This window comes from Achromobacter sp. K91 (assembly GCF_003576205.1).
In the GTDB taxonomy this organism is placed as follows: Bacteria; Pseudomonadota; Gammaproteobacteria; order Burkholderiales; family Burkholderiaceae_B; genus Achromobacter; species Achromobacter aegrifaciens.
Genome location: NZ_QWFB01000031.1, coordinates 66733 through 80609 on the forward strand (window position 1 = coordinate 66733; position 13877 = coordinate 80609).

General features: G+C 65.5%; 12 protein-coding genes. 6 read left to right on the top strand and 6 right to left on the bottom strand.

Translation table 11 applies throughout. The annotated features are described in order from the left end of the window. Positions 1-16: 16 nt before the first annotated feature. Together DXK93_RS13765 and metG are read left to right on the top strand one after the other, a co-directional pair. Positions 17-292, top strand: coding sequence for a hypothetical protein (locus DXK93_RS13765; protein WP_006226181.1), 276 nt, complete (start codon positions 17-19; stop codon positions 290-292). A gap of 237 nt (positions 293-529) precedes the next feature. Continuing rightward, positions 530-2596: a methionine--tRNA ligase gene (metG, locus tag DXK93_RS13770; RefSeq protein WP_119450330.1), complete on the top strand. Its 2067-nt coding sequence runs from the start codon at positions 530-532 to the stop codon at positions 2594-2596. A gap of 73 nt (positions 2597-2669) precedes the next feature. On the opposite strand, the gene DXK93_RS13775 is transcribed toward metG, so the two are convergent. The 3 genes from DXK93_RS13775 to DXK93_RS13785 form a co-directional block, all read right to left on the bottom strand. Continuing rightward, positions 2670-3407, bottom strand: coding sequence for a sulfurtransferase (locus tag DXK93_RS13775; protein ID WP_054452004.1), 738 nt, complete (start codon positions 3405-3407; stop codon positions 2670-2672). A gap of 85 nt (positions 3408-3492) precedes the next feature. Further along, entirely contained in the window at positions 3493-4290 is a 798-nt protein-coding gene (locus DXK93_RS13780; protein WP_054452005.1) for an META and DUF4377 domain-containing protein, read from the bottom strand. 129 nt (positions 4291-4419) lie between these two features. Beyond that, positions 4420-4950 carry an META domain-containing protein gene (locus DXK93_RS13785; protein ID WP_054452006.1) on the bottom strand — a complete coding sequence of 177 codons (531 nt, stop codon included), beginning with the start codon at positions 4948-4950 and terminating at the stop codon, positions 4420-4422. 307 nt (positions 4951-5257) lie between these two features. Here DXK93_RS13785 and DXK93_RS13790 point away from each other — a divergent pair, with 307 nt between their 5' ends. Further along, complete coding sequence (locus DXK93_RS13790; RefSeq protein ID WP_119450331.1) at positions 5258-6406, top strand: acyltransferase; 1149 nt, start codon at positions 5258-5260, stop codon at positions 6404-6406. Here DXK93_RS13790 and DXK93_RS13795 read toward each other — a convergent pair. Continuing rightward, complete coding sequence (locus tag DXK93_RS13795) at positions 6387-6782, bottom strand: helix-turn-helix domain-containing protein (RefSeq protein ID WP_119450332.1); 396 nt, start codon at positions 6780-6782, stop codon at positions 6387-6389. The two genes, DXK93_RS13790 and DXK93_RS13795, sit on opposite strands and share 20 nt — an antisense overlap. A gap of 662 nt (positions 6783-7444) precedes the next feature. Here DXK93_RS13795 and DXK93_RS13800 point away from each other — a divergent pair. Both DXK93_RS13800 and kch read left to right on the top strand, forming a co-directional pair. Next, positions 7445-8260, top strand: a complete 816-nt coding sequence (locus tag DXK93_RS13800; RefSeq protein WP_119450333.1) for a response regulator transcription factor — start codon at positions 7445-7447, stop codon at positions 8258-8260. Positions 8261-8691: 431 nt separating this feature from the next. Continuing rightward, positions 8692-9903 carry a voltage-gated potassium channel protein gene (gene kch / locus DXK93_RS13805; RefSeq protein ID WP_054452010.1) on the top strand — a complete coding sequence of 404 codons (1212 nt, stop codon included), beginning with the start codon at positions 8692-8694 and terminating at the stop codon, positions 9901-9903. 3 nt (positions 9904-9906) lie between these two features. Here kch and DXK93_RS13810 read toward each other — a convergent pair whose 3' ends face one another. Further along, the gene (locus tag DXK93_RS13810) at positions 9907-11481 is read right to left on the bottom strand and encodes a cyclic diguanylate phosphodiesterase (protein WP_119450334.1); all 1575 of its coding nucleotides are present in this window, start codon (positions 11479-11481) and stop codon (positions 9907-9909) included. A 97-nt stretch (positions 11482-11578) separates the two neighbouring features. Then, positions 11579-12196: a TetR/AcrR family transcriptional regulator gene (locus tag DXK93_RS13815; protein ID WP_054452012.1), complete on the bottom strand. Its 618-nt coding sequence runs from the start codon at positions 12194-12196 to the stop codon at positions 11579-11581. 194 nt (positions 12197-12390) lie between these two features. Here DXK93_RS13815 and DXK93_RS13820 point away from each other — a divergent pair, with 194 nt between their 5' ends. Beyond that, complete coding sequence (locus tag DXK93_RS13820; protein WP_199728295.1) at positions 12391-13869, top strand: efflux transporter outer membrane subunit; 1479 nt, start codon at positions 12391-12393, stop codon at positions 13867-13869. Positions 13870-13877: the final 8 nt, after the last annotated feature.

The following is a 13877-nucleotide window of genomic DNA, read 5'->3' on the forward strand; positions in this document are numbered from 1 at the left end:
TTTGCATCCGATCTTCATGACCAACACACTTATCCGCTTCTTTCGTGCCGTCCTATTCGCCGCCCTGGCCCTGATCGGCATGGCGATGGCGCTGGTGTTCATGCTTTCCACGGCGATCGCCGTGGCGATCCTGTACGTGGTCGCCAAGGTGCGCGGCAAACCTTTCGGCGTACGCGCCTATTGGAGCCAGCGCCAGGGCGCCCGCCCGGGACCGTTCCAGTCCGCCACCGCCCCCTTCGCCACGCAGCCGCGCGGCGACGTGATCGACGTCGAAGCCCGCGAAATCCGCTGACGGCGGCTTTCCAGCATGCTTGCGCCGCCCGCGGCGCAAGCGGACCGTGGGCTTGTGCGTCCGCGCGGCGGAATTGCCGTGTATTCGCGCCCATCCCCGCATTCTTTCGCAACCCGCCTGATTCGCCTGCCGCGAAGGGCGGGTTGAGCCATTGACGGGCCGCTGTCCGGCAAGTCTGCGCGCTTGCCCTAAAATGGCCGGCCTACCCCTTTTTTCCCTCAACCTCCAAAGACAACCATGTCTCGCACCCTTTTTGTCACCACAGCGCTGCCCTACGCCAACGGATCTTTCCACATCGGCCACATCATGGAGTACATCCAGGCCGATATCTGGGTTCGTTCGATGCGAATGGCGGGCCACACGGTGCACTTCGTGGGTGCGGACGACGCGCACGGCGCGCCGATCATGCTGAAGGCGGAAAAGGAAGGCATCACGCCGCAGGCCCTGGTGGCGCGCTACGCCGCCGAGCGCCCGCAGTACCTGAACGGCTTCCACATCCGCTTCGACCACTGGCACTCGACCGATTCGGCCGAGAACGTCGCGCTATCGCAGGACATCTACCGCGCGCTCAAGGCACAGGACCTGATCGAAACCCGCTCCATCGAGCAGTTCTACGATCCGGTCAAAGGCATGTTCCTGGCCGACCGCTACATCAAGGGCGAATGCCCCAAGTGCCACGCCAAGGACCAGTACGGCGATTCCTGCGAAGTTTGCGGCGCGGTCTACGCGCCCACCGAGCTGATCAACCCGTACTCGGCCCTGACCGGCGCCACGCCGGTGCTGAAGTCCTCGGACCACTTCTTCTTCAAGCTGTCCGATCCGCGCTGCGTGGAATTCCTGCAGCAATGGACCACCGGCTCCAACGCCGCCGGCGGCAAGCATCTGCAGCCTGAAATGCTGGCCAAGACGCGCGAGTGGCTGGGTTCGGACGATGGCGAGGCCAAGCTGGGCGACTGGGACATCTCCCGCGACGCGCCCTACTTCGGCATCGAGATCCCGGACGCGCCGGGCAAGTATTTCTACGTCTGGCTGGACGCGCCCGTGGGCTACCTGGCCTCGCTGAAGTCGTATTGCGCGGTCAAGGGCATGGACTTCGATGCGCTGCTCGATCCTGCCGGCCCCACCGAACAGGTCCACTTCATCGGCAAGGACATCGTGTATTTCCACGCGCTGTTCTGGCCCGCGATGCTGAAGTTCGCCGGCCGCAAGACGCCTGACGCCGTGAATGTGCACGGCTTCATCACCGTCAGCGGCGAAAAAATGTCCAAGAGCCGCGGCACCGGCATTTCGCCGCTGCGTTACCTGGAACTCGGCATGAACGCCGAATGGATGCGCTACTACATCGCCGCCAAGCTGAACGCCCGGGTCGAAGACATGGACTTCAACCCCGAGGACTTCATCGCCCGCGTCAACAGCGACCTGATCGGCAAGTACGTCAACATCGCCAGCCGCGCCGCCAGCTTCATCACCAAGCATTTCGATGGCGTCCTCGGCTATTCGGGCGACACCTCGGCGCTGGCCGCGGAGTACGCCGAACAGGCGGAGTCCATCCGCGCCGCGTTCGAGGCGCGCGAATACAACCGCGCCATCCGCGAAATCATGGCCTACGCCGATCGCATCAACCAGGCGTTCGACACGGCCCAGCCCTGGGTGCTGGCCAAGGGCATCGCCACCGCCGATGACGCTCAGAAGGCCGCCCTGCAGGACATCTGCTCGCGCTCGCTGGCCGGCTTCAAGGCCTTGTCCGTGATGCTGGCGCCGGTGCTGCCGGCGCTGTCCGAACGCGTGGCGCTGGAACTGTTCGGCGCGCAGGCGCCTTTCACCTGGGCCGATGCCTCGGTGCTGCCGCAGCGCGTGGCGCCCTTCAAGCACCTGATGCAGCGCGTCGAACCGCAGATGCTGGAAGACCTGTTCGAGCCGCCGGCCGCCCCCGTGGTGGTGCCTGGCGGCGAGCCCATCGCCGAGACCATCTCCATCGACGACTTCGCGCGCGTCGATCTGCGCATTGCGCAGATCGTCAACTGCGAACACGTGGAAGGCTCGACCAAGCTGCTGCGCCTGACGCTGGACGCGGGCGAAGGCCGTCACCGCAACGTGTTCTCGGGCATCAAGTCGGCCTACAAGCCGGAAGACCTGATCGGCAAGCTGACCGTCCTGGTGGCCAACCTGGCTCCGCGCAAGATGAAGTTCGGCGTATCCGAAGGAATGGTGCTGGCCGCCAGCCATGCGGATGAGTCCGTGGACGCCGGCATCTACGTGCTGGAACCCCTCCCCGGCGCCAAGCCCGGCATGCGCGTGCGCTGATCCCGCGCCCCCGCTGAATGCAAAAAGCCCGCCAGTTCAACTCGGCGGGCTTTTTGTTATTGAGCGCGGTACATCAGGCCTTGCTGGGCGCCAGCGCCGGGTCCAGCGAAATGCGTTCGTCGAAGACGAAGCATTTGCCGTCATAGCCGGGACCGCCGGTTTCCTCGAAGTACTTGAGGATGCCGCCATCGAGTTGGTAGACGTGCTCGATGCCGGCCTCGTTCATGTAGATCGCGGCCTTTTCGCAGCGGATCCCGCCGGTGCAGAAACTGACCACGGTCTTGCCTTCCAGTTCGGCCCGGTGCGCCTGCACCGCCGCAGGAAATTGCGTGAAGCGTTCAATGCGCCAATCGATGGCGTTCCTGAAGGTGCCTTCGTCGACCTCGAAGGCGTTGCGCGTGTCCAGCATGACCACGGGCCGTCCGGCGTCGTCCATGCCGGCCTCGAGCCAGCGCGCCAGCGTCTTCGCATCCACGCCGGGCGCGCGTCCCGCTTCCGGGCGGATCGCCGGATGATTCATGCGGATGATCTCGCGCTTGATCTTCACCAACAGCTTGCGGAACGGCACCGCCGCGCTATGGCTGAACTTCACTTCCAGGTCGGCGAAGCGCGGATCGGCGCGCAGGGTGCGCAGAAACGCGTCGATGCCATCCGCCGAACCCGCCAGGAACAGGTTGATCCCCTCTTCGGCCAACAGGATGGTGCCCTTGAGCGCGGCCAGGCCTGCCTCGTCCAGAAGGCGGGCGCGCAACTCGGGCAGAGCATCCAGCGAAACGAATTTGTAAGCGGCGATATTGACGACGGAAGTCATGGAAAAGCGGAAAAAAGCGGGCGGCGAAAGGCGTAATAGTAATCGCTGGGCGGTTTTCCCCGCCCGCCGCCCCGTTTGATCCGGCTCAACGATTGACGATTTCCTGCTCGACCACCGCGTCCAGCACCCACTGCAACGTCGACGCGTCGGCCGGCGGATTCGGGTTGCGGACCTCGACCACGCGCAAGCGGTAACGCACGCCAGGCTGGAAGTTGAACCCCGTGATTTCGCCGTACCAGAGCTGCCAGGGCTGTCCGGCGCTGTCGCGCACCTGGTAGCACATGGCGCGGCCCGCGCCGGCGGTGCAAGGCACGCGCTCCGAATTCACGTAGACCAGCTTGGTCGGTCCCTGCTGGCCGCCTGCGATGGGATCGGTGCGGCGTCCGAAGTCCAGCCTGTCGCCCGAGCTGAGCACCCAGGTCATGCGCTGCGGATTGTTGGCGTTGTCCACCGACGTGGCGGTGATGCTGGTCAGCGCAGCCAGGAAATCCTGCTCCAGCTTCATGTTCTGCGGCGCGCAGGCCATCATGGTCGACACCGGGCGCCCCTGCACGATCAGCAGGCCGTTGGCAACGGTATAGGAGCCGTTGTACTGGTTGCAGCCGGAGAAACCGGAAATGCGCGGCGCCCCCTGGTCATGGACGAAGCTCGCCGTAAGCGGGCGCGAATTGGAAGAGGGATGCGGAATCTGCCGCAAGCCGCCGCCGGGCAAGGTCCAGCGCGCCAGATCCCAGCTGGTCTGCGCCAGCATGTCGGAAGCGGAAGCGGGCTGAAAGCGCGGATCCTGGCCATCCGCGGCACGCTTGGGCGGCGCCGAGCAGGCGGCCAGGCCGATGGACAACAGGCAAGGCGCCAGCCAGCGCAAAGACGCGGGAAGGGGCATGAGGGTCTCCGAAAAAGCGAGGAATGCAGCGCCCGCGCAAGGCGGCGGGCCGGACCACGCCATTGTAGGCGCGGCCTGGCGCCGTTATTCGCGGCTTAACACTCTTTGATACGCGGTCCGCTGGCTACGTCAGGGGGTGGGCGGATCCTGGCGCCGCGCGAACTCCAGCACGTCGCCGCCGCGCAGATTGAAGGTCAGGTGCCGCGGCGCGCCGCCGTTGTCCAGCGTGAACGTGTCGATGGACGCCAGGCCGCGCAGATAGTCCGCTTCGAGGCGGGCGCGTTCCGGCGCGGGGCAGGCCATGCGCGTGGCGGCGGGCGCGTCGATGTAGAGCTTGCCGCCTTCGAGCTTGTAGGTGCCCATGTAGCGGTTGCAGCCGGAAAAGCCATTGACGCGATATTGCTTGCCTTGCGCCAGGAAGGTCAGGCGTACCGGTTCGCCGTTGTCGCCATGGGGAATGTCGCGCAGCGCGCCGCCCGCCTGCGTCCAGCGCACCAGTTCCCAACTGGTCTGGGCCAGCGAATCCGCGCTGCTGGCGGCGTTGGCCGCAGCTGCGCCTTGCGGGCGCGCGCCGCCAGTCGATCCGGCGCAACCGGCCAGGGCCGCGGCCAGCAGAGCCGGAGCAATCAAGCGGCAACGCGTGGACAAGAGCTTGGACATGTACGGGACTCCATCAATTACACATCCCTCGACTGTAACCGCCCTTTCGGTCCAGCACGCGTGTTCTAAGCCCATAAGCGGTATCCAAAAGCAGCACGGCAAATGCATGGCCACGCTCCAATTGCATGGCCTTGCTGCATCGAACGCCCCATGGCGGCGGCACACATCGACGCGCAGAATCAGTACAGATCGTCACCCGTGCCTGGCCGGCATGCAAGGCGCGGCAGCCGATCGCAACGACCGCAGGCGCAGGTGTCCGGCTCCTCACGGGGGCCAAAAATAAGATCAATCCGGGGGAGACACGGCGATGGGCTTTTTGAGAACCTTGTTGGCATTGTCGGTGGTGCTGGACCATCTGGGCGCAGGCGCCACCGATCATCTGGTGGGCGGCCGTCTCGCGGTACAGCTGTTCTACGTCATTTCGGGCTTCCTGATTTCCTATGTGCTCACCGCCACCGACCACTATCAAGGCGCGGTGGGCAAGTTCTATGCAAACCGCTTCCTGCGGCTGTTCCCGATCTATCTCGCCGTTGCGGCGCTGACGCTGGCCGCGCACGTGATGAGCGGCGGCGCATTCTTCCGCATCTACGACGCGCTGCCCTTCAGCGCCGAACTGTTCCTGGTGCTCTCCAACATTTTCATCATGGGCCAGGACTGGCTGATGTTCTTCGGCATCGAACATTCCGCGCTCAAGTTCACTGGCAACTTCGCGCACAGCGAAGTCCCGCTTTACGAAGGGCTGCTGGTGCCGCAGGCCTGGACCCTGGGCGTGGAGATGAGCTTCTACCTGGTCGCTCCCTTCATCCTGCATTCGCCGCGCCGGCTGCTCGCATTGCTGGCCGCATCGCTGGCGTTGCGCGGCGTGCTGATCGCCACCGGCATAGGCTTGGGCGATCCCTGGACGTATCGGTTCTTTCCGACCGAACTCGCCCTGTTCCTGCTCGGTTCGCTGTCGCACCAGGTGCTTTTGCCGCGCTATAAGGCCTGGACGCAACGGATCAAGCGCCTGCCGGAAATCGGCACGGCCGTGCTGGCGGTCTACTGTGTGCTGCATTTCTCGATCGCCATGAACCAGACCGTGCGCGACGGCCTGGCCGTGCTGCTGTTCGGGGCGCTGCTGCCGCTGGCCTTCCTGTTCCAGTCGCGCCACAGGCTCGACAAGGCGATCGGCGAGTTGAGCTACCCGATCTACATCTGCCATTCGCTGGTGATCATGTTCTTCAAGTGGCTGCTTGAAGAAGCGCATCTGGACCAGCCGCTGCTCTTCATGGCGCTGGTGATCACGAGCACCATCGCATTCTCGGCCCTGCTCAACAGCGTGATTGCGGATCCCATCGAGCGTCTGCGCAGCCGCCTGCGCACCGACGACCGCGATCCCGCGCCTGCGTCCGACACCCGGCGGCGCCCCGCTGGCGCGCCCGCGCAGCCCCTCGGGTCTATTCGCCGCGTGCCTTGATGTAGGCGGCCAGCACTTGTTCGATCTGCCGTTTTTCCTGGGAGCTCAGGCGCGCATAGGTGGCATAGGAGATGGATTCGAACGGCCAGGCGGCAGGGAGCGCCACACGCTCCGCGCCCGCCTGGATGACGCCCGGCTCCGGGTTCAGCATCGGCCCCTCGCCGGTGCTGAGCCACATGGGATTGACGCATAGCGCGCGGGTCAGCTTGATGAGCGCGTCGCTGGATGGCCGCCGGCGCTGCCCGCTTTCGTAGTTGCCGATAGCGCTTTGCGACAGGTTGCTTGCGACCGCCAAGTCCTTTTGAGTCCATCCCTGAAGCATTCTTGCGTTGCGCAGACGATGGCTAAACGTGTCCAATCGATCAACCTGAGACATTAATAAGAATTTATTTATTTGATTAAAACATCTCAATACTGGCGCCAAATAAACGGATTACACCCGAATTGCGGGGCTAATCCGTAAATCGCGCCATGTAGCCGACTGCGCGCGCTTCAAGCCTGTTCCAGGCGCCTCGAAGCGCGTCGGCGCGCCATCAAAAAGACCATATCTATCATTGGCTTGCATTGCCACATCGGTATTGCCGCGCAGCTGGGGCCCCTGTCATGCAAGCGTGCCGCGGCGGCAAGAGCGTGGCGAGTTTAGGGCGTTTCACGTATTCAAAATCGAAAATAATGTATCGGCGATACATAATGCGTTAACACCCGCTTCCCAAAACAAACAGTATTTCAAGCGTTTCCATAGCGCTGCCCCTGCGCTTTCTGTTACTGTCAGAAACTACAGAAACGTATCTTCACAAAAAAACACGCCCGTGTTTAAATGAAACACGGGCGTGACTTCCAAGCAGCATCGAAGCATGGGCGGCCATCGGCGTAAGCACGAAACCAGGGGCAATCCCCCCGGCCTCGCGCCCATCCGAACAACACCGCCCGGCGCTCTCGCGCCTCGGCGCGCAGCACAGGGAGACGGGTATGACACGCAGCGCCCCGCCTAGGCATCAGGCACAGCCGCCCAGGCCTGTCTCCTCATTGGAAGCATCAATGAACAACACGCTGGATGTCATATTTCTGGGCCACGACGACGCCAGGCATGCCGGACTCATCGAAGCCCTTTCGCACCTGGGTTTCAATGTGCGCCGCTGCCATGACCTGGCCGACGTCTACGACAGATACTCGCGCCGCCCCTGCCCGCTGGTGGTGCTGAAAGCGCCCCTGCCCGACATCCACAATGCCGCCGTCCGGCTGCGCGCCGTGGACCGAGGCCTGGGTATTGTCGCCATTGCCGCATTCGCCGATGCCGAAAGCCGCATCCGTACGCTGCTCTGCGGCGCGGATGCCTGCCTGCCGCCGGACGTATCCGGGCTGGAGCTGGCGGCGGCGCTGCAGGCGCTGGTGCGCCGCGCCGTGGGCCTGGACGGCGCGGACGCCGCATCCGACGGACACACGCTGGATGAATCCATGCACGACACCTGGCGCCTTGCGAACAAGGGCTGGACCCTGATCAGCCCCACGGGCCGCACGCTGGGGCTGACCACCGGCGAGCGCGACTTCCTGTCACGGCTGGTCAACGCGCCCGACCGCAAGGTCAGCCGCGACGCCTTCTACGCGGACGGCGCGGACGAGGCCGACAGCGGCATCTCGCGGCGCCGCTTCGTGGACGTCATGATCAGCCGCTTGCGGCGCAAAGCGGCGGCCAACGAGATGACGCTGCCGATCCGCGCCGTGCATGGCTGGGGCTACATGTTCGCAGCGGACATCACGCTGGACCTGGAATTTCGGGTATCTGGGGAAGAAAGCCGCCTGGAGGCCCAGGGCGACTGGCGCCGAGAAACGGCGGACGCGAACGCGTCCATTTGAGGTCCGGCCCGCAACGGGCCAGGACGAAAAAAACGCGGCGCTGCCTCGAAAGGTAAGACGCCGCGCTAAAACAACACGTGAGCCTGGAGTCATCAGCCGGCACTGATGCCTACTACCTGGATCACGCGATTCCAACATTCGTGCCTCATACTGCTCACGTACGGTCAGACCGTGAACCTGGGCGGGGTCTCTAGTCCCTGCACAGGCTGCAACGTGATCAACGCCAGGCGATTCGTCCGTTTGCTAAAACAGCGGCCGTCCCGCCCTTATCAGCGGCGTTCCTCATGGATAGCCGCTTGATGCACGAAGTTTAGGACCTCGGGCAGGTTTGCAGTAATTCTTTGTTGATAGCCTTCCATACATATCTGGTATAGCGCGGCACGCCCCCTACAATGCCGCCAAAGGACTTGGGATCCGTTCCCGCCAAAGCCATGCCCACACTACCCGTTCCCCTCAAGCACCGCTTGCGCAAGCTGCTGGCGCTGTTTCCGCCCAACTGGTGCCTGGCCATCCTGGTGGCGCTGGACGGGTACGCCTTCATGCATCCGGTGCTGCGCGAGGTGCGGGCGCGCGAATACGGATTCTGGCTCGCTATCGACAACTGGCATGAGGTCATGCGCGTGGTGGGCCTGCTGGAGATACCGCGCCTGGTGTTAGGCGTGGGGCTGCAGGTCATCGCGCTGGGACTGATCCTCAAGGCGCGCATCGCCTGGGCGTTCTCACTGGTGCTGCTGATCGGCGTGGGCACCTTCGCCATCATGGGAGACAGCGGCCGCGCCGGCCTGGGCATCTATACGCTGGTCCTGGTCATCGCGCTGATCGCCTACTGGCGCCGTTTCGACCGCGCCAGCGTGACCGCCGGCTCGCTGTTCGCCCTGGTCAGCATGCTGTCGCTGCTGATCTACGCGGTCTTCGGCACGCTCTATCTGGGCAACGAATTCAATCCGCCCATCACAGACGCCACCACCGCGCTCTACTTCTCCATCGTATCCATGTCCACGGTCGGTTATGGCGACATCACGCCGCACACCGGAACCGCGCGGCTGTTCACCGCGTCGATTATCATCCTGGGCATCACCATCTTCGCCACGTCCATCAGCGCGATCGCCGGGCCGGTGATCGGCGGCAATCTGAAACGGCTGGTCAAAGGCAGGTTCTCCACCGCCATGCGCAAAAATCACATCATCATCGCGGGCGCGACGCCCCTGGCCATGAGCGTTTACGACGGCCTGCGCCGCCGCGGCGACGAAGTCACCGTCATCGTGCCTCCTGGCGTGCCGCAGGAATATCCGGCGGCCACGGACCTGATCGAAGGCGACCCGTCCAGCGTGGATGTGCTGCACAACGCGGGCGTGACCCGCGCGCGCTACGTGCTGGCGCTGCGCGACGACGACGCCGAGAACGCCTTCATCGTGCTGGCCGCGAAGGAAGCTTGCGGCGAAAACGGCGCCAAGACGGTCGCGCTGGTCAACACCAGCAAGCACCTGGAGAAGATCCGCCGGGTGAATCCCGACCTGGTGTTCTCCGTGCAACTGCTGGGCGCCGAGCTGCTGGCCCGCGCCATCAACGGCGAGCCCATGGACAGCCAGAGCATCACCGACCTGTTCTTCGCCAAGGCCGCCCCCAACGGCAAAGCCGCCTGAAGACTACGCGTCGCCGGGCGGTTCATGCCCGGCGTACCAGCGCACGAACTCGGCCGACGGCATCGGCCGCGCAAACAGATAGCCCTGGATGAACGCCACGCCGCGCGCCTTCAGATAGTCGAACTGATATGGCGTTTCCACGCCTTCCGCCACGACCGACAGCCCCAGACGGTGCGCCAGCGTGATGATGGCGTCCAGCACTGGCGCTTCCTCGCCCGCGGGCCCGATGGCCTGCACGAAGCCCTGGTCGACTTTCAGGTAGTCCACCGGAAATTTCTGCAGGTACGACAACGAACAGTGGCCGGTGCCGAAGTCGTCGATCGCCACGCGCAGGCCCTGGGCGCGCAAGGCATCGATGTTGCGCCGTGCCTGCCCGTTGTCCATGATCAGGCTGCGCTCGGTGATCTCCAGCACCACCAGCGGATGCCGCGCCGCGATCTTGGCCGCGAAGGCCTGGACGTCAGGCAGCAGTTCCACGCTGGATAAGTGTTCGGCCGCGATGTTCACGCCGATGTGGAAATCCGGCGGCGTGGGCCAGGTCCGCATGTCACGTTCGATCAGCGTGAGCAGATGCTGGGTCAGCGGAATGATCATGCCTTCGGCCTCGGCCTCGGCGATGAAGACGTCCGGGCGCACCGGCCCGATGCCCGGCCTCTCCCAGCGCATCAGCGCCTCCACGCCCTCGCAGCGGCCCGTGGCCTGCCCGTACACGGGCTGGTAGTGCACCAGGAACTCGCCAGCCCGCATGGCGCGGCGCAGGCGTTCCTTGAACGAACGCCTGCTGACCTGCAGCCGGTGCGTGGCCACGGCCAGGCCCAGCCCGAGCAGCAGCGCCACCGGAAGATACGTCGCCATGGACCGCGACCACGCGCGCACCAGGGTCTCGGGCGGCGCCAGGACGTTGACTCTCAGGCCCGTCGCGGTGGCATCGTCCTCGTCGCGCAGCGGCACCGCGCGCGCCGCCGCGCCGCCCCAGGAATCGCTGCGTATCGGCGCGCCGTTCCTGCCGACGACCAATTCCAGCTGCAGGTCGTCCATGGTGGCCACGGCATTCACCAGGTCCTGCACGTAGCGGCCATCCACCACCACGATGCCGCCATGGCCGTCGGCGCCGGACTTGCCTATGAGGATGGCCGGCCGCTCCGGCGCCAAGGGCGTGCCGGCCACCGAGATCTGCCAGTGGTCCGACACGATGTTGATTTTCCACTTGCTGAAATCGTCGAGCGAGGCGTCCACGGCGCCTACCGCCGATGAGCAGTAGACGCGCTGGTTGCGCACCAGGACCAGGGAACGAAAATACGGATTCAAGGTGCCCCAGCGCTGCAGCATGGGCAGCACCTCGTCACAAGACTTGCCCGCCTGTTCCGCCACCCGCCCCAGCATGTCCTGGGATTGGATGAGGATGCTCTCGGCCTGGGCGCGCACGATGCGCGCGGCGGTCTCGCCTTCGAGCCGCTGTGCGTTGTGCGCTTGCAGCCATGTCCAGCCAACACAGGCCAGGATGGGAAGCACCAAAGCCAGGGCCACTGGCAGATAACGCCAGGACGGTGTGTCGCCAGTCACTCCCGATGTCGCCATGTCACCTCGCCGCGTAGGTCGTGCATGGCCGCCGCGCGACCAACTCTGGATAGGACACCAAGCCGGGCGCAGCGTCAAGGAACTCCGGGGCCCTCCGTCACGCAGGGCTCTGGCGCAGAAGCTCGCAGATCAGCGCCACATGCGCCTGCCGCCGCTCGGGCAGGTCGATGCGCTCGTCAGGTCCCATCAGCGCAGACATGACCAGGGTATGAACGATGGGCGACAGCAGCAGCCAGGGATGCTTGAGCGCGACGCAATCGGCGCACAGGCCGCGATCGCGCGCGCGCTCCAGCAGCCGCGCGATGTCGGTTTGATGCGCCTGCGCGGTCTCCTGCCGCCAGCGCGCGGCCAGGTGGGGCACGCGCCCGCTTTCGGCCAGCAGCAGCCGCATGGTGCTGATCATGGCCGCGTTTCCGAGGCTGACGTAGAGATGATTGACGATGCGTTCGGCAAGATGGCGCGGCGACTGGGCGCCATCCACCACCGCCTCGATGTCGAGCCGCGAGGGGCTGAGGTGGCGCGTCAGCAGGGCTTCGAAGACCGCTTCCTTGCTGTCGAAATGCGCATAGAGCCCACCCTTGGACAGGCCAGCCCGCAGCGCGATGTCATCCATCCTGGCGCCGGCATAGCCCGCCTGCGAGAACTCCTGGAGCGCGGCATCGAGAATCTGCCCGATCCGCACCACCGGAGGAAGACGACGGCGCTGCATGACCATCCTTCTGCTCCCTGTATATGTGCAATTCATTAAAAACCGACCAGTCAGTCGCTACTTTGATTCTGATCAAGGAATGCGTAGCCGCCGCACTGCACAATATCTGCAAGCATGAACCCGGTATCGGGTCCGCCCCGAAGGCGGCGTCACAAGCCTGCCCTGGGACGCGCCCGGCCCCCGCGCTGGAGAGACCCCGCATGACACTCCGCCCGTTTCCGGCCACGATCGCCACGCGCCTCGTTCCCGCAGCCCTGCTGACGCTGCTGGCCAGCGGTTGCGTGTCCATGGCGCCCGAATACGAACGCCCCGCGCTGCCCGTGCCTGCCGCCTATACAGCCCCAGCGCCCGAAGCGACCGCGGCCCACGCCGCAGCCGCCGCCGAAATCGGCTGGCGGACCTACTTCCCCGATCCAGCGCTGCAGACGCTGATATCCACCGCTCTGGACAACAACCGCGACCTGCGCCGCGCCCTGCTGCGCGTGGAAGAAGCGCGCGCGTTGTATGGCATCCAGCGCGCCGACCAGTTCCCCACCATAGGCGTGCAAGCGGACGGCTCCCGCGCCCGTGTACCGGGCGACCTGAACCTCACGGGACAGCCGCTGGTCTCCAGCCAATACCAGGTGGGCCTGGGCATGGCCAGCTGGGAGCTGGACTTCTGGGGCCGCGTGCGCAGCCTGAAGGACGCCGCCTTGCAGAATTACCTGGCCTCGGATGCGGCCGCGCGGGCCGCGACGCTAAGCCTGGTCGCCGAAGTGGCGGACAGCTACCTGTCCTTGCGCGAACTGGACGAGCGCCTGGCGCTGACCCGCGAGACCATCGCCTCGCGTGAAGAGTCGCTGCGCATCTTCCGCCGCCGCTTCGAGGAAGGCGCAATCTCCAAACTGGACCTGACCCAGGTCGAAACGCTGTGGCAGCAGGCCAAGGCGCTGGGCGCGGACCTGGAACAGACCCGCGCCGCCCAGGCCAGCGCGCTGGAGCTGCTGGCGGGCGCGCCGCTGAACCTGCCCAAGCTGCCCACGCGCCTGGACGACAACGCCGTCATGCGCGAGTTGCCGGCGGGCCTGCCCTCGGACCTGCTGGTCAACCGCCCCGACATCGTCGCCGCCGAACATCAGCTCCAGGCCGCCAACGCCAACATCGGCGCGGCCCGCGCCGCCTTCCTGCCGACCATCACCCTGACCGGCGCGTTCGGCACCGCCAGCAGCGAGTTGGACGGCCTGTTCTCGGGCGGTAGCCGCGCCTGGAACTTCGCGCCCAGCATCAGCCTGCCGATCTTCGACGGCGGCCGGCGCTCGGCCAACCTGGACCTGACCGAAGCGCGCCGCGACCAAGCCGTGGCCGCCTACGAACAGACCATACAGACCGCCTTCAAGGACGTGTCCGACGCGCTGTCCGCGCGCTACTGGCTGGCGGAACAGGTGGACGTGCTGCGCGCCACCGTGGCGGCGCAGAGCGAACGCGCCCGCCTCGCCCAACTGCGCTACGACCATGGCGCCTCGCCCTATCTGGAGGTGCTGGACGCGCAGCGCGATCTGCTGGCGGCCCAGCAGAAGCTCGCGCAGACGCGCCGCGCCCTGCTGTCCAGCCGCGTGCGGCTGTATGCGGCGCTGGGCGGCGGCACGCAAGCGCCGCCCACGGCGCAGACCGCCTCCGCGCCAACCGCCAGCCCCCGATAAACCAATAA